24 protein-coding genes are annotated in these 18,984 nt (G+C 62.8%); 17 read left to right on the top strand and 7 right to left on the bottom strand.

Annotation, left to right across the window (positions count from 1 at the left end):
* The first annotated feature begins 27 nt into the window (after nucleotides 1-27).
* From WG900_RS08685 to WG900_RS08620, 14 genes are all read left to right on the top strand, one after another.
* Entirely contained in the window at nucleotides 28-936 is a 909-nt protein-coding gene (locus WG900_RS08685) for a COG4315 family predicted lipoprotein (RefSeq protein WP_339966354.1), read from the top strand.
* Nucleotides 933-2,114 (top strand): hypothetical protein, encoded by a 1,182-nt coding sequence (locus tag WG900_RS08680; RefSeq protein ID WP_339966352.1) that lies wholly within the window; start codon nucleotides 933-935, stop codon nucleotides 2,112-2,114. The genes WG900_RS08685 and WG900_RS08680 overlap by 4 nt, the downstream gene beginning before the upstream one ends.
* Nucleotides 2,111-3,802, top strand: coding sequence for a DUF1588 domain-containing protein (locus WG900_RS08675; protein ID WP_339966350.1), 1,692 nt, complete (start codon nucleotides 2,111-2,113; stop codon nucleotides 3,800-3,802). Before WG900_RS08680 ends, WG900_RS08675 begins: the two co-directional genes overlap by 4 nt.
* Nucleotides 3,803-3,824: 22 nt before the next feature.
* On the top strand, nucleotides 3,825-5,165 hold the full coding sequence (locus tag WG900_RS08670; RefSeq protein ID WP_339966347.1) for a DUF1552 domain-containing protein: 1,341 nt from the start codon (nucleotides 3,825-3,827) through the stop codon (nucleotides 5,163-5,165).
* Complete coding sequence (locus WG900_RS08665; protein WP_339966345.1) at nucleotides 5,162-5,650, top strand: VOC family protein; 489 nt, start codon at nucleotides 5,162-5,164, stop codon at nucleotides 5,648-5,650. Before WG900_RS08670 ends, WG900_RS08665 begins: the two co-directional genes overlap by 4 nt.
* On the top strand, nucleotides 5,650-5,949 hold the full coding sequence (locus tag WG900_RS08660; RefSeq protein WP_339966343.1) for a high-potential iron-sulfur protein: 300 nt from the start codon (nucleotides 5,650-5,652) through the stop codon (nucleotides 5,947-5,949). The genes WG900_RS08665 and WG900_RS08660 overlap by 1 nt, the downstream gene beginning before the upstream one ends.
* A gap of 12 nt (nucleotides 5,950-5,961) precedes the next feature.
* The gene (locus WG900_RS08655; protein WP_339966340.1) at nucleotides 5,962-6,480 is read left to right on the top strand and encodes a MarR family winged helix-turn-helix transcriptional regulator; all 519 of its coding nucleotides are present in this window, start codon (nucleotides 5,962-5,964) and stop codon (nucleotides 6,478-6,480) included.
* Between the two features lie 4 nt (nucleotides 6,481-6,484).
* Complete coding sequence (locus WG900_RS08650) at nucleotides 6,485-7,303, top strand: sugar phosphate isomerase/epimerase family protein (protein ID WP_339966338.1); 819 nt, start codon at nucleotides 6,485-6,487, stop codon at nucleotides 7,301-7,303.
* Between the two features lie 55 nt (nucleotides 7,304-7,358).
* Nucleotides 7,359-8,549, top strand: a complete 1,191-nt coding sequence (locus WG900_RS08645; RefSeq protein WP_339966336.1) for an aromatic ring-hydroxylating oxygenase subunit alpha — start codon at nucleotides 7,359-7,361, stop codon at nucleotides 8,547-8,549.
* A 17-nt stretch (nucleotides 8,550-8,566) separates the two neighbouring features.
* Nucleotides 8,567-9,382 (top strand): SDR family NAD(P)-dependent oxidoreductase, encoded by an 816-nt coding sequence (locus WG900_RS08640; RefSeq protein ID WP_339966334.1) that lies wholly within the window; start codon nucleotides 8,567-8,569, stop codon nucleotides 9,380-9,382.
* Nucleotides 9,379-10,554 (top strand): sulfotransferase family protein, encoded by a 1,176-nt coding sequence (locus WG900_RS08635; protein WP_339966333.1) that lies wholly within the window; start codon nucleotides 9,379-9,381, stop codon nucleotides 10,552-10,554. Before WG900_RS08640 ends, WG900_RS08635 begins: the two co-directional genes overlap by 4 nt.
* Nucleotides 10,551-11,084, top strand: coding sequence for a nuclear transport factor 2 family protein (locus tag WG900_RS08630; protein WP_339966331.1), 534 nt, complete (start codon nucleotides 10,551-10,553; stop codon nucleotides 11,082-11,084). The genes WG900_RS08635 and WG900_RS08630 overlap by 4 nt, the downstream gene beginning before the upstream one ends.
* A gap of 73 nt (nucleotides 11,085-11,157) precedes the next feature.
* Nucleotides 11,158-11,706, top strand: a complete 549-nt coding sequence (locus WG900_RS08625; RefSeq protein ID WP_339966329.1) for a superoxide dismutase family protein — start codon at nucleotides 11,158-11,160, stop codon at nucleotides 11,704-11,706.
* Between the two features lie 24 nt (nucleotides 11,707-11,730).
* Nucleotides 11,731-12,450, top strand: a complete 720-nt coding sequence (locus WG900_RS08620; protein WP_339966327.1) for a dienelactone hydrolase family protein — start codon at nucleotides 11,731-11,733, stop codon at nucleotides 12,448-12,450.
* Here WG900_RS08620 and WG900_RS08615 read toward each other — a convergent pair.
* From WG900_RS08615 to WG900_RS08605, 3 genes are read right to left on the bottom strand one after another with little or no spacing between them, the layout of a single operon-like run.
* Complete coding sequence (locus tag WG900_RS08615) at nucleotides 12,447-12,983, bottom strand: nuclear transport factor 2 family protein (protein ID WP_339966325.1); 537 nt, start codon at nucleotides 12,981-12,983, stop codon at nucleotides 12,447-12,449. The two genes, WG900_RS08620 and WG900_RS08615, sit on opposite strands and share 4 nt — an antisense overlap.
* A 5-nt stretch (nucleotides 12,984-12,988) precedes the next feature.
* Nucleotides 12,989-13,855: an alpha/beta fold hydrolase gene (locus tag WG900_RS08610; protein WP_339966323.1), complete on the bottom strand. Its 867-nt coding sequence runs from the start codon at nucleotides 13,853-13,855 to the stop codon at nucleotides 12,989-12,991.
* On the bottom strand, nucleotides 13,855-14,820 hold the full coding sequence (locus WG900_RS08605) for a TauD/TfdA dioxygenase family protein (RefSeq protein ID WP_339966321.1): 966 nt from the start codon (nucleotides 14,818-14,820) through the stop codon (nucleotides 13,855-13,857). The genes WG900_RS08610 and WG900_RS08605 overlap by 1 nt, the downstream gene beginning before the upstream one ends.
* 209 nt (nucleotides 14,821-15,029) lie before the next feature.
* Here WG900_RS08605 and WG900_RS08600 point away from each other — a divergent pair, with 209 nt between their 5' ends.
* Both WG900_RS08600 and WG900_RS08595 read left to right on the top strand, forming a co-directional pair.
* Entirely contained in the window at nucleotides 15,030-16,298 is a 1,269-nt protein-coding gene (locus WG900_RS08600; RefSeq protein WP_339966319.1) for an amidohydrolase family protein, read from the top strand.
* A 68-nt stretch (nucleotides 16,299-16,366) separates the two neighbouring features.
* Nucleotides 16,367-16,558, top strand: a complete 192-nt coding sequence (locus tag WG900_RS08595; RefSeq protein WP_339966317.1) for a hypothetical protein — start codon at nucleotides 16,367-16,369, stop codon at nucleotides 16,556-16,558.
* Here WG900_RS08595 and WG900_RS08590 read toward each other — a convergent pair.
* From WG900_RS08590 to WG900_RS08580, 3 genes are read right to left on the bottom strand one after another with little or no spacing between them, the layout of a single operon-like run.
* Nucleotides 16,539-16,808 (bottom strand): KTSC domain-containing protein, encoded by a 270-nt coding sequence (locus WG900_RS08590; RefSeq protein WP_339966315.1) that lies wholly within the window; start codon nucleotides 16,806-16,808, stop codon nucleotides 16,539-16,541. The genes WG900_RS08595 and WG900_RS08590 overlap by 20 nt on opposite strands.
* Nucleotides 16,809-16,830: 22 nt before the next feature.
* Nucleotides 16,831-17,127: a hypothetical protein gene (locus WG900_RS08585; RefSeq protein WP_339966313.1), complete on the bottom strand. Its 297-nt coding sequence runs from the start codon at nucleotides 17,125-17,127 to the stop codon at nucleotides 16,831-16,833.
* A gap of 40 nt (nucleotides 17,128-17,167) precedes the next feature.
* A complete protein-coding gene (locus WG900_RS08580) occupies nucleotides 17,168-18,007 on the bottom strand; it encodes a TauD/TfdA dioxygenase family protein (protein WP_339966311.1) in 840 nt (279 codons plus the stop codon).
* A gap of 91 nt (nucleotides 18,008-18,098) precedes the next feature.
* On the opposite strand from WG900_RS08580, the gene WG900_RS08575 reads away from it, so the two are divergent.
* Entirely contained in the window at nucleotides 18,099-18,752 is a 654-nt protein-coding gene (locus tag WG900_RS08575; protein WP_339966309.1) for a TetR/AcrR family transcriptional regulator, read from the top strand.
* Nucleotides 18,753-18,825: 73 nt separating this feature from the next.
* On the opposite strand, the gene WG900_RS08570 is transcribed toward WG900_RS08575, so the two are convergent.
* Complete coding sequence (locus WG900_RS08570) at nucleotides 18,826-18,984, bottom strand: hypothetical protein (RefSeq protein ID WP_339966308.1); 159 nt, start codon at nucleotides 18,982-18,984, stop codon at nucleotides 18,826-18,828.

The raw sequence follows: 18,984 nt of genomic DNA, 5'->3' as shown, positions 1-18,984 counted from the left end.
ATTGATCTGTTCAACTCTTGAACTATCATGCTGGTCATCAAGCCGGGAAACTCCGGTACACCGTGGGAGACGGATGTGAATGGCACGCGTTTAGCGGTCGGATTGGCCATCCTTGGCTTTGCGCAGGCAGTGTCGGCGCAGCCGGCAGACTTGCCCATTGCGCCTGCCAGGACTGACCAGTTTCCAAACGGTTTCAAGGTGATCCGCGCCAAGGATGGTCAGGTCTATGCGACCAAGGACGGCCACACGCTTTACGGCATGGACATGCGCACGCTGATTGCCTTTGGGCCTGATCCGGCGCTCTATTGCAGGGACGAATGCACCAAGGTGTGGGAACCGATGCTTGCCCCGCCGGGGAGCAAACCCAACATCGCCTTTCCGCGCGGATTCGGCTCCCCGCCCCCGCCAGCCGGACAAGCGCCGCGCCCCGCCGCGGCCCCTGCTGCCAGCAATTCGGACCTAAATCCGGACGGTCTCTACAACACCCAGCGCGCACCCGACTGGACCTTGATCCAGGGTGCAAGCGGCCCGCAATGGGTCTACAAGAGCTGGCATCTCGTCTTCACGCGCAAGGGCGACAAGCCGGGATCGACCGCGCATGACGGGGCGGACAACCTGACCTGGAATACGCTCAAGTTCGTGCCGCCGGTCCCGAAACTGACTGCCCCCCAATCCGTCGCCGCTGCCTATCGCGATGGCGCTTATATCCTCACGCACAAGGACGGGCGCGCGCTGTTTACCGGCATTTGCCGCAAGGACTGCACCGACTGGTCGCCATTGACGGCCCCCGCTGCCGGTCGCGGTCTTGGCGAATGGACCGTGTCGCGTTCTGGCGACACACCACAATGGCTCTATCGCGGAAAGCCCGTTTACGTCGGTGCCGCGCTTGATACCCCTGCCCCCATTCCCGCCAATGGAAAGGTCCTGCGCCCATGATTTCGCAGAGGATGCCCAAGCTGCTCGCTGCCGGAGCGATCGCGCTCGGTGCGGGATCGATGGGGGCGGCGCCGCAGCCGTTTACCCCGCAGGCGATCGGCGATGCTCCGGCGCGCTCGCTCCCCGCCCCGCCGGCTGACGGCGTAATGGGCTTTGTAGTGAGCGATTTTGTCCAGCCCATCGTCGAGGGCAAGGATGCCTGCCCCGATGGTCCGGTTCCCAAGCTGCGTGAGGCCTATATCGCCAGCCTGCCTGCGGCTGAGCGCGAACGCCTGACGCGCAAGGAAAACGAAGCGGAGCTCCTTCGCGCCTGGCAGATGACCGCATTCGGCAAGAATGGCACCAACATCTGCTCGCAGCCCGAAATGTTCGACCGCCCCACCTTCCGCACGGTGCAGAGCAAGGTCGCCTGGGGGCTGGACCTTGATGAGGGCAATGCCACCGATACCTGCGCGCATGACACCTTCACCACGCCCAACGGGCAGACGGGGATCGACAATCAGGAGTACCGCGCGCTCGGCTGCAAGCTGGAATGGCGCACCAAGGACGGCGTCGGCGGTGACAACCAGATCGGCATGAAGCAGTTCCACAATTCGGGCGAATGGACGCAGGTCATCCTGCTGCGCGGCGTCGATAGCCTTGAGAACGACCCCAGTGTCGAGGTGGTCTATGCCAACACCCCTGACCGCCCGATGATCGATGCCAAGGGCAATTACCTGCCCGGCATCACCTATTCGATCAGCACCAAGCCACCGCGCGAGCGCAACGTGCTCAAGGGGCGGATCGTGGGTGGCGTGCTGATGACCGACCCGGGCGACATCAAGCTGACCCAGACCTGGGGTCAGGGCGGCGCCCGCGACATCCGAGGCAACCGGGCGCGGTGGGACTATCGCAAGGCCCGCCTGCGGCTCGAATTCCAGCCCGACGGCTCGCTCAAGGGGATGATGGCCGGCTATCGCCCGGTCGCTGATCCGATCATCAGCCCTGCGCTGGGCGGCGCCGGCTCCGCGCTCGTCGCCGGGATCGACTGTGCGGGCGAGCTTGCCACGCTGCGAAAGTATGCGGACGGCCTGAAGGACCCGAAGACCGGTAAGTGCAACGGCATTTCCGCCACCCAGCGGATCAGCGCCGTGCCCGCCTACATCAATGATATCAATCAGAGGAGGGCTTCGCGATGAGACGCCCCAAGACCCTGCTCGCCCTCAGCCTCGCCGCTTCCGCCTTTGCCTTCGGCGTATGGACAGTGTCCGCCGATGCGGGCGCGCCGCAAAAGCCGACCCCGCTGGCAACTGCGCCGTTGACGGCGGCAAACGGCCAGATCGTCGCCATGCGCCGCTTGTCAGAATCGCAGTATCGCAGCGCGATTACCGACATTTTCGGCCCGGACATCACCGTGGCTGGCCGGTTCGAGCCGGTGGTCCGTCCGGTCGGCGAACTGATCGCCAGCGGATCGAGCGATGCGGCAATCTCACCCGCGGGGCTTGAACAGTTTGACGCCATGGCGCGCGTGATCGCCGCGCAGACTTTCAACGAAGCGCACCGATCTCAGTTCAGCGATTGCACGCCGGCCGATGCATCTGCCGCCGATGTCGCCTGCGCCAGCCGCATCCTCGCGCCGCTGGGCCGCTATCTGTTCCGTCGCCCGCTGACGACCGAGGAGCAGGCGTTCTATGTCAAGCTGGCGGGAAGCGGAGCCGGTCCTACCAAGTCGTTCTACAAGGGTATCGAACTGGCGCTCGCCGCGATGCTCACTTCGCCCAATTTCCTCTACATCATCGAGACGGCAGAGCCCGATCCGGCAAATCCCGGTGAACTGCGGCTCGATAATTACAGCCGCGCCACCCGCCTCGCGATGACGCTGTGGAACACCACGCCCAACGATATGCTGCTCGATGCCGCAGCCGCCGGTTCGCTCACCGACCAGGCAAAGCTCGAATCCATCGCCAATCGCATGACGCAGTCGCCGCGCATGGAAGCCGGTGTGCGCGCGTTCTTCGCCGACATGCTCAAGTTCGAGAAGTTCGACGAGATGGCGAAGGATCCGGTGATCTATCCCTATTTCAATCAGGACGTCCTCAAGGCCCTGCCCGAACAGATGCTGCGCACGATTTCCGATCACTTGCTCACTCGCAACGGCGATTACCGCGACCTGTTCACCACCCGCCGCACATTCATGACCCGCGCGCTGGGCGGGATCTATCAGGTGCGCGTGCCAGTGTCGGACGGCTGGGTTCCCTATGAATTCAGCCCGGCCGATGACCGTGCGGGCCTGCTGGGGCAGGCCGGATTTCTTGCGCTCTATTCGCACTCGGGCCGCTCCTCCCCCACGCTGCGTGGCCGCGCAATCCGCGAACTGATGATGTGCCAGCCGGTCCCCAACCCACCCGGCAACGTCAACTTCACTGCGGTGCAGGATACCGAGAACAAGGCCATGCCCACCGCGCGTATCCGCCTTTCGGCGCACAATTCCGACCCGGTCTGCGCGGCCTGTCACAAGATCACCGACCCGCCGGGCCTCAGCCTCGAAAAGTTCGATGGCATCGGCAAGTACCGCGCGGCAGAGAATGGCGCGCAGATCGACATCAACGGCGCACTTGGCTCGGCGAAGTTCAGCGGCGGCGCAGGGCTCGGACAGGCAATGAACGCCAGCGGGGCGACCACCCAGTGCGTCGCTTCCCGTGCGCTGGAATATACCACCGGCCGCGTGGTTTCCGACGAGGCGCTGGTGCAATCGACCGAAAAGGCCTTCGCGGCCAAAGGCTACGGCATTCGCAGCCTGTTTTTCCAAGTTATGACCAGCCCGCAGAACTGGCGCGTGCCAAAATCCGCGCCGGTGGGTGCCACCCGCGTCAGCCTTAACCGCTAGAACACAGCCAGGGAGAAAACCGATGGCCTATGATCTCAATCGCCGCACCGCCCTTCGGGGAATGCTTGGCGGTGCCGCCGTAACGGTTGGTGTGCCACTGCTCGACTGTTTTCTCGACGTCAACGGCAAGGCTATGGCAGCGACGGGGAACGCGATGCCGATCCGCTTCGGCACATGGTTCTGGGGGCTCGGCGTCAATCCCACCCGCTGGTTCCCGACCAAGCCCGGCCGCAATTACGACCTGCCTCCCGAGCTCGCCCCGATTGCGCCGTTGCAGAACAAGATCTCGGTCTTCGGCAACTTTAACGTGCCGCTCGACGGCGCACCCAACCTGCCGCATGTCAGCGGAGGCGCGGCGGTCCGCACGGGCCGGGCGCTGACCGCAGAGCGCGGACTTCCGGGCGAGAGTTTCGACGTAACCATCGGCGACCGCATCGGCAGCCGCTCGCGCTTTGCCTCGCTCGACCTCTCGGCCACCGGGGACCCGCGCAATTCGCTGTCAGGACGCGGCGGCGGCAACCTCAATCCGTCGGAAATCTCTGCCGCAAATCTCTATTCGCGTATCTTCGGCACCGGGTTCAAGGACCCCAACAGCGCCAGCTTCACGCCCGATCCGCAAGTCATTGCGCGGCGCTCCGTACTGTCGGGCGTAACCGAACAGCGCCAGTCGCTGGAACGCGCGGTCGGCGCGGGGGACAAGGCCAAGCTCGACCAGTACTTCACTTCGCTTCGCCAGTTGGAAAACCAACTCGATGCCGAGCTGACCAAGCCCGAACCGCTGCAGGCCTGCATGGTCCCGCGCAAGGTGCCTGGCCTGCCGGTCAATGCCGAGATCGAGAACGTGATGATGAGCCACGAGCTCATGACGGACCTTCTCGTCATGGCGCTCGCCTGCGATCAGACGCGCGTGTTCAACATGATGTTCAACAACGGCGCCAGCTCGCTCACCCGTATCGGCTCGACCATCACGCACCACCAACTCACGCACGAGGAAGTGCTCGATCCCAAGCTGGGCTACCAGCCTGAGGCTACCTATTTCCTGACCAAGATCATGGAAGCCTGGCTCTACTTCGTCACCGCGCTCGACAAGGTGAAGGAAGGCGATGGCACGCTGCTGGATAACACGCTGGTCTTCGCCCACTCCGAGACGGCCTTCGCCAAGTTCCATACGATCGACTGCATGCCGATGATGATGGCGGGCACGGCCGGGGGCAAGATCAAGTCCGGGCTTTACGTTGACGGCGCGGGATCGCCAGTCAGCCGCGTCGGCTTGACGATGATGCAGGCGATGGGCGTGCCGATGGACCGCTGGGGCGCCAAGTCGATGGAGACGAACAAGACCATCGGCGAGATCATGGCGTGATCGGCCCACGAGCATTCCTGCTGGCAGCGGCGTTGATTTCCGCCTCGGCGCTTGCAGGCGACACGCCCGCCTCCGAGGCAGGCGCGGTGGCCGTCATGGGCCCCGTTATCAACGTCGGCAGTCGTGACCGCTCGGTCGCGTTCTACACCAAGGGCCTTGGCATGGTCGTCCAGATGGACATGGGCTCTGACAAGCGGCACGAAACCATGCTGGGTTTCGCGGCAGACCGCACGCGTCCGGGGATCATCCTGGTGTCAGACCTAACGGCCAAGGCAACGCCCACTTTTACACATGGGAATGCGTTTGAACGCATAGTGTTGCGAGTCAGCAATATTGACGGGGTGGTGGCCAGGCTAAGGTCGCTGGGTCATAAGGCAAGCGACGTTCGCAATGTCACGATGGGTTATAAGATGGCCATGGCGACTGACCCCGACGGCTACAAGCTCGAGCTGGTCGAAAGCCCGCCGCGCAAGGAGATGAAGTGATGGACAAGGCCCGCCGCCAGTTTTTGCAGATCGCCGCGATTGCTCCGATCGCCGCCGTCGCGCTGGGCCGGCTGGCCCCCGCACGGGCTGATACCTGCGCCGATCCCGCAAGCCTGCCTGCCGCGCAGAAGAGCCTGCGCAAGTCGCTGGAATTCGCCGAGGTTTCGAAGGATCCGGCGGCGCGCTGCGGCCTTTGCGCCTTCTATCAGGGCAAGGGTGAGTGCGGGACCTGCCAGATTCTCACCTCGCAAGTCAGCGCTGCATCGTTTTGCAGTTCCTTTGCGGCAAAGGCAGGCTAATCCTCGCCTCTAATGACGATCAAGCACCCGAACCCCGTCCGCGACGCCATTCTCAACCGGATTGGCGAGCAGGTTTCGCATGTCGAGCCGCCTGCTGGGGCGCCGCTGACGTGGGACGATATCGGCCTGCTGTGTCACGGCCTTGTCTTCGCGCAGCGGCCGATCCTCGCCGCCACCAAGGATGTCACCGAACGCAATTCGCTCGGCCCGCGCGGGGCCTGGCTGCTCAACCTGATCAGCGCCGGGGTGAATTTCCCGCACGAATTGTCCGAAGTGATGGGCATCGGCCGCAGCCTGATGTCGGCCGAACTGGCGCGGCTGACCGATGCGGGGCTGATCGTCAGCAAGCCGGGAGCGACTGACAAGCGCCGCACGGAACTGGCGCTGACCGACAAGGGCGAAGCCGAGCACAAGGTCATCCACGCGGAGATCGAACGGATATTGCGCGCTGGTCTGGCGAACTATTCGCCTGACGAAGTCCGGCTTGTCACGCGTATGCTGCGTGACATGCGGGAAAGCGCCGGGGCCTGAGCCGATGGCCCTCCCACTCGCCATCGAACTGATTACCGCGCTTGGGCAAGACCCGGTGGAGATGGTTCACCTCGCCGCCGACCTCGGTGTGCCGCGCATCGGACTGGCACTTGCTCCCGTCGCCATGGTTCCCGAGGACGCACAGCCGTGGAACCTGCGGAGCGACGCGGCTCTCTATCGCGCGGTCAGGGCGGCAATCGAGGAACGCTGCGTCGAGGTTGTGCTCGGCGAGGGATTTCTGATCCATCCGCAGATCGACCTTGGCCAGTGCGGAGCGGACCTCGACCTGCTCGCCGGACTTGGCACGCGTAAAGTCAATTGCGTCGGGCTGGAGCCGGACGTGGCCCGCTGTCACGATCAGTTCGCCACCTTCGCCCAGATGGCAGCAAAGCGGGGAATGTCTGCGACCATCGAATTCATGCCCTTCGTGACAATCGACTCGCTGGCCAAGGCGCTCGACTGCGCCGCCGCTGCAGACAACGGCAAAGGCAGCGTTCTCCTCGATTCGATGCACGTCTTCCGCACCGGGACCAGCCTTGCCAACATCGCTGCGCTCGATCCGGCGATGATCGGGCATGTGCAACTGTGCGACGCGCGATCGGATTGGTCGGACGCCGATTACATGACGAAGGCCAAGTTTGACCGGCTCGCCCCCGGGGAAGGCGACTTGCCCTTGCGCGACTTCCTCGGCGCCGTGCCGGACGGAATGGTGATCGGCCTTGAAGTTCCCCAGCGCAAGAAAGCGCGCGCCGGCACAGACCATCGCACCCGGATTGCCGACCTGTTGTCCGCCTCCCGATCTTTTACGACAGACCTGTTGTAAAAGTTGATGTGCTGCGATATATCCATCGAATAACGGTTTGATGGAGAGCGATGCGATGAACGTGGAAGCAGGCACCTTCGTCCAGGCGAAAGTCCCCGATCTCGGCAATGCGCCGATCCCGGCCAAGGCCTATTACGATCCCGAGTGGTTTGAGCTGGAACGGCAGGCCGTCTTCCTGCGCACCTGGTTTCCCATCGGCCATGTCTGCGAAGTACCTGAATCCGGCAATTTCATCCGCCGCGAAATCGAGTTCGCCCGCGCGTCATTGCTCATCGTGCGCGGCAAGAACGGCGTTGTCCGCGCCTTCCACAACGCTTGCACGCACCGCGGCACCCAGCTTACCGACGACACCTGCGGCAAGCAGGCCAAGTTTTCCTGCCGCTATCACATGTGGACCTTCGGCACCGACGGCGCGCTGCTTTCCGCGCCCGACTTCGAACGCTTCGGGCTCGACAAGAAGGATTGCGGGCTGCGGCAGGTGGCCTGCGACGTTCACGGCGGCCAGATCTTCATCAACTTCGAGAAGGAACCGCGCCAGGGCCTGCGCGAATGGCTCGGCCCGCTTTCCGAAGGCATGGAACAGGTGCCCTGTGCTTATGCCACGCACTTTTCCGAATATGTCTACGAGATCGATGCCAACTGGAAGCTGACTTACGACAACTTCCAGGAAAACTACCACCTGCGCTTCATCCACCCGAACACCGGCAAGGCGACGTTCAACCAAACGAATCCTTTCGGCTATCCGGTCGAGATGGAGCTCCACGATCCGCACCGCACGCAGACGATCTGGACCAATCCAGATTCGATCAACCTCGTCACTCCGACGCAGATGATCGGCTTCAAGGCCGGTGCAAAGTCTGTGGCGCGAGGCGATGTGCCGGATAATCCCGCCAACCGCTCGTACTTCGCCGTGTTCCCCAGCTTCTTCATGCTGGGATCGAGCGGCAACAATTTCAGCCACACCGTCTATCCCATCGGCCCGGAGAAGTCGCGCGGCGTAATCCGCCTCTACTGGATCAACGATGACAAGACCCCCGGCACGCGTTTTGCCCGCGAATTCGGCATGGGACTGACCCGCGACATTCATTCCGAGGACGTCTCGGTTATCGAGGCTGGGCAACGTGGACTTTCCAGCGGCGCGCTGGAACATGTCTATTTCCAAGAGCAGGAAGTACTCTGCCGGCACCTGTTCATGATGGTTGACAAGGCGGTGCGCGAATACAAGGCCGAACAGGGAATGACCTGATCGGGAGAGCGCGCGCGATGGACCTTGGACTGGCCGGCAAGGTGGCAATCGTAACCGGCGGCACGGCCAACATCGGCCGTGCCATCGTGCTGGCGCTGGCGGCCGAAGGAGCCCGCGTGATGTTCACTGGCCGGGATGCCAAGGCGGGCGCAAAAGTCGTTGATCTTACGAAAGAAAATGGCGCAGACGAGGCCCGTTTCCTCGCCGTCGACATGCTAGCAGAAGGTGCGGCCCAGCGCATTCTGGAGGCAGCTGAAGAGCTTGGCCCAATCGAAGTACTGGTCAACAACGTCGGCGGCAATTCCACCAAGGGAATGTTCGTCGATAGCGATCCGTCATTGTGGTTGGGCGACTATGACATCAACATGCGTACCGTGCTGGCGATGTCGCACGCAGTGCTGCCGGGGATGATCGAGCGCAAGTCTGGCGCGATCGTCAACATTGGTTCGACCGCCGGGATTGTCGGCGATTACCAGCTGGCGGTCTATTCGGCGATGAAGGGCGCGGTCCATGCCTTCACGCAGGTGCTGGCAAAGGAAGTTGGGCAGCACGGCATTCGCGTGAACTGCGTCGCCCCATACGGCACAATGTCCGCCGATCCTGCGGCTTACAGTACCGGAAGCCGGTTCAATCCGGCGAGCAATTTCTTCGCCGAAGCCTTTGGTAATTCGAGCGAGCACGACAAGTCGATGCGCGCGCGGCAGCCCTTGCTCGGCCGCCCGGTTGGCAAGCCAGAGGAAGTTGCCTCGCTAGTGGCATGGCTGGCATCGGCGCAGGCAAGCTGGGTGACCGGGCAGATCTATCAGGTCGATGGCGGGGCTCTGCTGCGATGAGCCTCGACGCATCAGCCATTCTTGCCGAAGCGCAGGACAAGGCAGGATTTGCTGACAGCGAGCCGGTGATTGCTAGCAATCTTGAGGTTCTCTGCGCCTCGCTGAACAGCGTTGGGAATCTGAGCACGGACGGCGAAGCCGCAGCATGGCGCGCGCTTGTCACCCGGCAGGCTGACCGAATCGGCGGCCTGAAATGGTGCGCCGAGCATCCGGAAATCCTCGTTGAACCGATCGACGCCCTATTCCTTTGCGGCCTGCCGCGATCGGGCACGACCTATTTCCAGTACCTGTTCGACCGCGACCGCAGGTTCCAGCTGGTGCGGACCTGGCAGAGCCTAGTCCCGCTGCCTCCGCCCGCTGCCGACGCGCAATCGGTTGCGGAACGCAAGGCCTTCGCCCACGAAATCCGCGCACGAACCCGCCCGGCCGAGCCGGAAAACTTCGCCGCACTGCATCTCTATGATGAGGACGGTTCGGACGAGTGTCACGCCTTTCTTGAGCAGGGCGTCACGGCGGCGGGGTTCCACAACGTTTACGATGTGCCGACCTATTTCGACTGGCTGATCAGCCATTGCGATCCCGTCCCTGCTTACGAGGTCCACAAGCGCCAGCTACAGTTGCTGCAATGGCGCGGGATGCACAAACCGTGGGCCCTGAAATACCCGAACCACGTGCTGTTCATGGACGCGATCTGCGCGGTGCACCCCGCCGCGCGCTTTGCCATCACGCACCGCGATCCGCTGCAAGTACTTGCATCGATTGCCAAAATGACGCTGACCTTGCGCAAGACGCGGTACGACACCGTCGATCCGGCGCGCGTTGGCGAGCAGATGCTGCACTTCATCGAGGCGCACATCGCCCGGATCATGGCGTTCGCTGACGGACCCGAGGCGCACCGCGTGGTCCATGTTGATTACTATGCGCTCGTCGCCAATCCCGCCGAGGAAATGGTCCGCATCCACACGGCGCTGGGCATCGAATCTCCGCCCGACGTGATCGCCGAAATCGCCGGCTGGCGGCGCGAAAATCCCAAGAATGCGCGAGGGGCGAACGATTATGCCCTAGCCCAGTTCGGCCTCAGTGCCGACGCAGTGGAAGAGCGTTTTGCCACCTACCGCCAGCGGTTCGCGATCCCGCGCGAAGCCGATGCCATCAAGGAGTTGTCCGAATGAACAGCGAAACCGCCCTCGCCCGCCTCGTCGCCAAGGACGAAATCCGCGACCTCGTCTTGCTCTATTCGCGCGCGATCGACCGCAAGGATATCGATTTGCTGCGAGACCTCTACACCGAGGATGCAACCGACTCGCATGGCGACAGCTTCGATGGTTCGCAGAAGGACTACTGCGATTTCATCGAGCGCTCATTCCCCTATATGAATTACAGCGGCCATCACGCCTGCAATCACCTGATCCAAGTCGACGCGGAGGCCGGTACAGCTTGCGGCGAGGTCTACGCGCTAGCCTATCATTTGATCCCCGATGGACAGGGTGGGCAACTCGAAGACCTGATGGCGGTCCGCTACATCGACAACTATCGTCGCTGTAACGATGGCCGGTGGCGGTTTGCCAAGCGGGTGGTGACCTACGACATGAAGATCCGCCGCCCGCTGGCCGGACCGGCCGTCGAATGGAGCGAACCGAACCTCGATCCGAGTTACGGCGAACTGGCGATGCAGCTTTTCCAGCGCGGTGTTCGCAGCTAGAACTGGAACAAATCAGCCGACCCGTAGTTTACGCGGGGGAGCGTAGACCTTGCCCGCGCCGATGGAGAACCGCATGAAAACTTACGGAAAACTGGCCGGAAAACTGGCCGCGTTCGGCCTGGTCCTTGCCGCCGGATCGCCCATCGCCGCCAAGCCGCCGGTGCCGCTCACCCATTCAGTCGCCTCTGCGCCAGTCTTTACCGACAGCGGCCGTGATGCCGGTTATGCGGTGGTCATTGTAAAACGCGATAAAGCGATGCTGCGCTTGTCTTTCACCGGCATCACACCGGGCGAGCATGGCCTGCATTTCCACACCACGGGCAGTTGCAAGGGCCCGAAGTTCACGAGTGCAGGCGGCCACCTCAATCCGGGCGGCCATCAGCACGGCACGAAAAATCCGGCCGGGACCCATCTGGGCGACCTGCCCAACGTGATCGCCGATGCGAATGGCGTTGCCTTTGCCGACATCGTCTTAACCGGTTCGGCTAAGGCGCTGGTCAGCGCCATGATGGACAAGGACGGCACGGCCATCGTCCTCCATGCAGGGCCGGATGACTACATGACCGACCCCGCCGGCAACAGTGGTGATCGGATTGCCTGCGGTGTTTTCAAACGTAACTGACTTTAGGTTTCGGGGGGCGAATAGGTGCAGCAATTAACTGCGGTTGAGCTTGAACACCGCGGCGTGGCCTTGACCGGACAAGCCGCGTTTCCCGAAGGAGACGGGCCACATCCGGCGGTGCTTGTCATGCACAATGCGCTGGGCATCGGCGATCATGTACGCGGCGTTGCCCGCAAACTGGCGGACCTGGGCTATGTCGCGGTTGCCACTGACATGTATGGCGGCGGTGCGCCGTCAGGCGATCCCGTGGTCAATGGTGCGGCGTTCGAGCAGGTCATGAAAGATCCGACGCTGCTCCGCGAGCGCGTGGTGGCGTGGTTTGACCGTGTTTCCTCCATGGCCGAAGTCGATGCCGTACGCGTCGCAGCCATCGGTTTCTGCTTTGGCGGAACCTGCGTGCTCGAACTGGCGCGCAGCGGCGCGGCTGCGCGGGCGGTGGTCAGCTATCACGGCATCCTGACGAGCCAACAGCCGATGCAACCGGGGGCGTTCTCGGGCGAAGTCGCGGCCTTCTGCGGGGCGCAGGATCCCTATGCTCCGCTGGCCCATATCGAGGGCCTGCGCGCCGAGATGGAAGCCGCCGGCGCGCGCTACACAATAACCACATTCGGCGAGGCCCAGCATGGCTTCACCGACCCCGCCGCCGATGGCATGGGGCGCGAAGGCATAGCCTACAACGCGATGGCTGATCGGCTCAGCTGGGCAGCGACAGTCGAACTGCTTGAGGCTGTGCTGAAGAGCTAGCGCGGTTGCCGGACCAGCAGCGGCCGCTGATAACTGACGTCGCTCTTGTCCCGCGCCACCGGCTTTTCGCCTGGAGGATAGGCCTCGCCCTGCCCTGCACCCAGCGCGGAAGGCATCAGATCATACTGCCCATCAACGACGCAAACGCGGTTCAAAATCCGCCATTCGCCGCCTCGGCGCTGGAAGTGGTCGACGTAGCGCCCGGTCGCCATGAAGTGCGGAGGCTGAGCAGCGTGCGCGGTGAAGGTGTAATAGGTCTCGGCAAAGGCTTCATCACCGGCCAGTTCGCAGGTGTGGGTCGCAAGGTTGTGTTGGCAGCTTTCGAACGAGAGCGAGACGGCGTGGGCATAGGCGAGGAAAGCCTGCGGCGTGCCGATGAAGTGATTGTGATCGTCGATCGCCTCGGGCCAGTAACAGGTCAGCCCCATATCGGTATCGCAGCGGTCGAGTGAGCGAGCGTTGCGCTGCACCACCTGCCAGATGGCATCGCGGTCGAGCAGGTCGCGAAGGCGGGCTTCCAGAGTGCTGTCCATCGCCGTCAGTCCCTCAGAAAATCGAGCACCATGGGCGCGATCAGCGGCCAGCGCTCAAACCGTCCGCGCCGGTTGGCGCTGTCGATCGGGAAGGTCGAGACGTAGTTCCACTCGTCGTCGCCCCATGGCGGTTCGAACATCTGCGAATTGGGCAGCAGCTCGTGAACCCATTCGCTGGTTCGGCGGGTATGCGCCATGTCGCTGCGGCCAGAACGGAAGACCTGGATTGGCATGGTCAACCGCGCGAAGTCTTCAGGCGCCATTCCCGGCACCGGGCTCTCATCCGAATAGCCGAAGGCCTTGCCCCAGCGCTGCATGGTATCGATGTAGTCCCACGGATCCTGCGCCAGCAGCGTATCGCGCACGCCGGGATTGCGGGCGATCTGGTCAGCCCAACTGGGCAGCTGAACAACCGCTTCCATCCCGCCTTTCGAAGCCGCCGCGATCTGGTCGCCGCAATAGAACCAGGCCAGCCCCGCCAGCCCGACCGGACCGCCACTGATCCACCAAATGCTGATTTTACGCACATTCTCCGGCATCCGCGCCGCCGCCATCAGCGAAATGCGCGAGCCTGCCGAACCGCCGACCAGCGTGATGTTCCGCAGCCCCAAGACACCCACCAGCGCGACCAACGCCTCGCAGTTCATCACCGACTCGCTGGGCGCGGTGAAGGCTATGTCGGATGCACCGCAGCCGGGACGGTCCCAGAGCAGCACCCGGTAGCCATGCTCGGCAAAGATCTGGCCGAGTTCGGGTACGCCGGCTGTATCGCGCGGATAGCGCCCGCCCGGCGTCAGCACGAGCGGGGGACCATTTCCCGGGCCGATCAGTTCGTAGTCGAGCTCAAGCCCGCCCGCCGCGATGCGCGCCATCAGACCGTCGTTTCGGAAAGAATGGCCCCGCCGGCCGCGTTGTTTTCGAACCGGCCGAGGCCGTAGTCGCCCTTGATCGTCGTGCGCTGCATGGTGCGGTCAAGCGCCGGGTCATGCCCGGTAACGGCGTGAAGGACGCGGGTGTTATCCCATACGACCATGTCGCTCGGGCTCCACTGGTGCCAATAGCTGAGTTCGCGCGACAGGCGATTAACCGTCTGGCAGACCTCTTCCAGCAGCGCGTCACCCTCGGCATTTTCCATGCCGACAATGCCTTCGCACATCCACGGGCTGACATGCAGCACCTTCTCGCCGGTATCGCGGGTCCAGACGGCAGGATGGAGTGCCCGCGGCATCCTGCGCGCCTCTTCCTCGAAGCCCGGCGGTACGGGCTTGGATGACAGCACGGCGAAGTCCTCGGGTTTGCCGAAGCGCATCGTCTCGTACTGCACGTTGAGCGTGTAGATGATGGTCTTGTCCTCGATCCGAGCGAGCAGGTCCTTCGGGAAGCCATTGTACAACGCCACGCCGTCGCAGAAACCCGTCAGCCCGCCCTCGGGCACGATCTGCGTCGCGCGCAGGACGCCGGCATAGTTCAGCTCGTCGTTATAGGCATGGTCGAAATGCCACGGCAGCCAGTGCGAAAGCTGAGTGGATCCGATCGAGACCAGCCCGCCTGAACCGCCCGGACTGTGGATCTTCACCACCCCGGGATAGGCATCGGCATCGACTCTGCTCAGGTTCTTGACCGGGTGCTCTTTCAGCGGGCCGAAGACATTGCTGACGGCGACCTGCAGGGCATCGCAGGCTTCCATGCCTTCGAACACGATCACGCCGTGGGCCACGAACAGTTCCTTCAATTGCGCACGAATGTCGGCGTCCGCGGTCGCTGCAAGGGTCACTCCGCCAACGCGCCGGCCGAAGGGCAGGCCTTCCTTGAGCGGAGAAATGGTTATTTCGGCCATCGTCATCATCTCCAGCGGCCATCCCGGGCCGTCATTGTTGCGGCGATTGTGTCCCTTTGTGAAAGAAACGGTCAAGTGGCATTGCTTGCCCGGACGCGCATAGTGCCCCGCTCTGGCGATGGAGTGGAGGGCCCGGCGGCTGCGGCATTGCTTCACCGGGGTCGCGGTGCGAAAAAGGACCGGTATTCGTATTGGAAGGAATCCGAACCATGGCTGACGCCGATCCCACCGAGCTGGCGACCGCTGCCAAGAAGTACTGGTCTGCCGAAGGCTACACCGAAGGCGGCGTAATCCGCGAAGTCGATTACGCTACCCAGTCGGGCGGCCTTGATCCGATGTTTGCCGGCATCAAGATCGTCGATTGCGACACGCACATCACCGAAGCGCCCGACCTGTTCACCAGCCGCGCCCCTGCCGCGCTGAAGGACAAGGTCCCTTACGTAAAGCTCGACGCTGATGGCGTGGAACGCTGGTACGTTGGCGACCGCAATTTCGGCTCAATGGGCGGCAACGTGATCCGCAAGGACAATAACAAACTGCTGGGCCGCCTCGCCTTCCCCAAGCTGGAACAGGCCCATCCGGGTGGCCACATCGTCAAGGACCGTCTGGCGGCGATGGACGACATGGGCGTCTATGCCCAGATCGCCTTCCAGAACTCAGGCGTGACCCAGGCAGGTTCGCTGATGACGCTGGGCGATCCGGCGCTCGCTCTGGCCATTGTTCAGATCTACAACGATGCCACGCATGACATCCAGGAAGCCAGCGGCCAGCGCATCTTCAACATGATCCACCTGCCCTTCTGGGACAAGGCGGAGATGGAGAAGGAACTCAAGCGCTGCCTCGACATGGGCCTCAAGGGCGTTGTCCTGCCCGATACGCCCGAGCGTGTCGGCGTGCCCAGCTTCCTTGACGATTACTGGACCCCGGTGCTCGAGATGTGCGAAGCCACTGGCACCTCGCTCAACTTCCACCTCAACTCCTCGGTCGACCCCAATACCCTGACCTGGGACGGTTTCCAGTTCGAACAGACGCTGTCTGTCGTGGCGACGATGTTCTCTATCGGTAACGCCGCGACCATGGGCAACTGGATGGTTTCGGGCCGGCTTGATCGTCACCCCAAGCTGAAGATCGGCCTGATCGAAAGCGGCATGGGCTGGGTTCCCTTCGCCATTGAGGCGCTGGAGCACCAGTTCAATGAAATGCTGCCGCGTTTCTCGAAGCAGCTGACCCGCCGCCCGTGGCAGTACTTCCGCGATCACTTCATGTGCTCGTTCTGGTTCGAAACCGTCGGCCCCAAGTTGCTGCTGGAAACCATCGGTTACGACAACGTTATGTTCGAAACCGATTTCCCGCACCCGACTTCACTCTATCCGGGCGTGCAGGCGCATCTGAAGGATGTCTTTGCCGATCACGGCTATGACATCGCCAAGAAGGTGCTGCAGGACAATCCGTCGCGGTTCTACAACCTCGGGCTGTAAGCCTTCAGGCGCTTGCGATAAGAATGGGCGGCGGGAGCGATCCTGCCGCCTTTTTCTTTGGAGAAAATATGCGAACCCGCCTCAGCATCTGCCGCAAGAAGGCGCGTTTCGCCTCCGAGGCCGAGGCGCTGGAAGTGGTGTTCGCTGCCGATTACCCGCTGCGGCCCTATCGCTGCGACCGCTGCGATAAGTTCCACCTCACCAGCCGCACCAAGGGCAAGCGGGTGCCGCGAGATCTGGTCAGTACTTCGCCCGCTTAGCCGGCTTCTTGTTCGCTGGCTTTACCGGCGCTGGCGGCGGCGGCGGGGGTTGCGGAACCTGCGTGAACTGGCCCATGATTTTCAGCTTGAAGAAACCGCCCTTGGACCGCGAGGATTGGAGCCCGTCCCAGATCTTCTGGGGCACGTCCTCGAATATCTCGGTGTGCCGATCCGGGAACCACAAGGTCAGCCGCTGAGTCTCGGCATCGTATTCACCGCGCTTGATAGCTTCGGATTTGAACTTGGGCATGGTCCGGCTCTCCGGTTACAGATCAGACGCTGGCAACGACGGTGCCCTTGAATTCGGCGCCATAGGGCTGGAACTTGCGGATCGGCGTATAGGCCTGCTCATCAACCGCTGGCTTCTTGAGGCCCGTGAGCTTGAACACGCCCATCTTGACCTGCTTGGCCGGCGCCCCATTGCGGCTCAGCACCACGCCATCGATGAAATAGGCATCGTGGTGGGTATAGAGTACGTGCGGCGCGATGATCAGCAGATCGCCGTTGTAGGAAGCGCGCAGGCACTTGCGTTCTGCGATGGCTTGGGCGGCGATGTCTTGCGGATTCATACGCCGCCTTAGAGGAAAGGCGCGAAAAGTCCACCGCGCTTCAGGCGACCGCGCGGACTGGCTCCTCGCCATTCAGCGTGAAGCGGTGGAGTTGCCGGCCACTGTCCGCCGGAAACGGCAGGACACGGTGCATCGTGCCGGTATTGTCCCAGATCAGCAGGTCACCCATATGCCAGGTGTGGCGATAGACATATTTGTCCTGCGTCGCGTGGCGCATCAGGCCAGCCAGCAGGTCATGGCTCTTCGCCGGGTGCATGCCGACGATATGACTGCCCGAGGTCGACAGGACGAGGCTCTTGCGGCCAGACTTGTGGTGCCAGACCAGCGGGTGTTCGCGGTTGGGGTAGGAATGCCACAGCGCGAATTCCTCGACTGTGCAGTCAGGCTTTCCGGGGAACAGCGCGGCCTGCATCGTGTGAACGACCTTCAGGGCGTCGAGCTTTGCCTTCTGGTCTTCGGGCAGGTCCTCATAAGCGGCGTAATTGTTGGTGAATTCGGTCTGCCCGCCGGTTTCCGACAGCACCCGCGGGGTCAGCAGGGTGGCGAATGGCGGCACCTCCTCATAAGTCCCGTCCATGTGCCAGAGCTGGCTGCCAAAGAAGAACTTGGCGTATTCGGGGTTCACCTTCTCATCGAAAGTGACCTTCATCAGCCCCTCTTCGCCCTCCTGCTTGACCGTGCCGAGGCGCAAGTCGCCGAGCGAGCGCGCCAGTGCCCGCTGGTCATCATCCGACAGGTTGGCCCCGCGCACGATGATCACGCCGCGCTGCACCAGCAGTTCGCGTATGTCGGCGGCGTAGCTGCCGCTCAGCAGGTCCTCGCGGCTCAGAAACATCTCCGAGCCGGTGCGCGGGGTAAGCGGTGCAGACCTGATCGTCATGACATCCTCGCCAATCGTTGTTTTCTCGACTAGGCTGTATTGTCACCCAGTGCGTTTCAATAATCAAGTGCAGATGTAATCAAGAAGACTTATGGATAATCCAAAGCCCGCCTCTTTCACCCGCCACCGCAGCCCCGGCCGCCCCACGCGCAAACAGGCGGAGGCGCGCAACAACCAGTTGCTCGACACGGCGCTCGACCTGTTCCTGCAGCAGGGATTCGAGCGAACGACGATCGAGGCGATCACCGCCGCTGTCGGCATGGCGAAGCGCACGGTCTATGCCCGTTATGGTGACAAGGAGACCTTGTTCCGCACCGCGCTCCAGCGCGCGATCGACGAATGGATCGTCCCCATCGACCGCCTGCGCGAGGCGGAGAGCGACGATTTCGAGGCGAGTCTGCTGGCGATAGGCCGCATCCTCGTCGCCAATATCCTCAGCCGCGAAGGCATGCGGCTGATGCGGATCACCAATGCCGAATCGATCCGCATGCCCGAGATTGGCGAACACGCGCTGCGGCAAGGCACCGGCCCGACGGTCGCCTACCTGGCCGACATGTTCCAGCGGCGCTTGCCAGAAAGGTTCAGCAATCCTGTAGAAGCGGCGGACGTCGCCTATTCTTACTTGCAACTGGTTGCAGGCGGTCCGGCGAACATTGTCGCTTGGGGTGTCTCACTCACAGACGAACAAGTCGAACGCCAAACCCGCACCAACGTGCGGCTGTTCCTTCACGGCGTTCTGCACTGACGCCAGACACTAGCCGGCCCGCCGCGCATAGGGGTGCGCGACGGGCCGGAGTTCCTCCCCAGGAACCTGTTTGTTACCGTCCGGCAGCGCTGCCGAGCCGGTGGTAGAGATTCGAGAACTTCACCGATTCCGGCTTGTCCTCGATCGCCTTGAGATAGTGCAGCACGGCTTCACGGATCAGCTTGAAGTCCTCGCTTGAAAGGACTGCGCGGGCACGAGCAGGTTCGGCCAT

The sequence above is a fragment of the Novosphingobium aquae genome (assembly GCF_037572715.1).
Taxonomy (GTDB): Bacteria; Pseudomonadota; Alphaproteobacteria; order Sphingomonadales; family Sphingomonadaceae; genus Novosphingobium; species Novosphingobium aquae.
The sequence above is the reverse complement of the archived record's forward strand: the minus strand, read 5'-3'. Positions and strand labels throughout refer to the sequence as shown.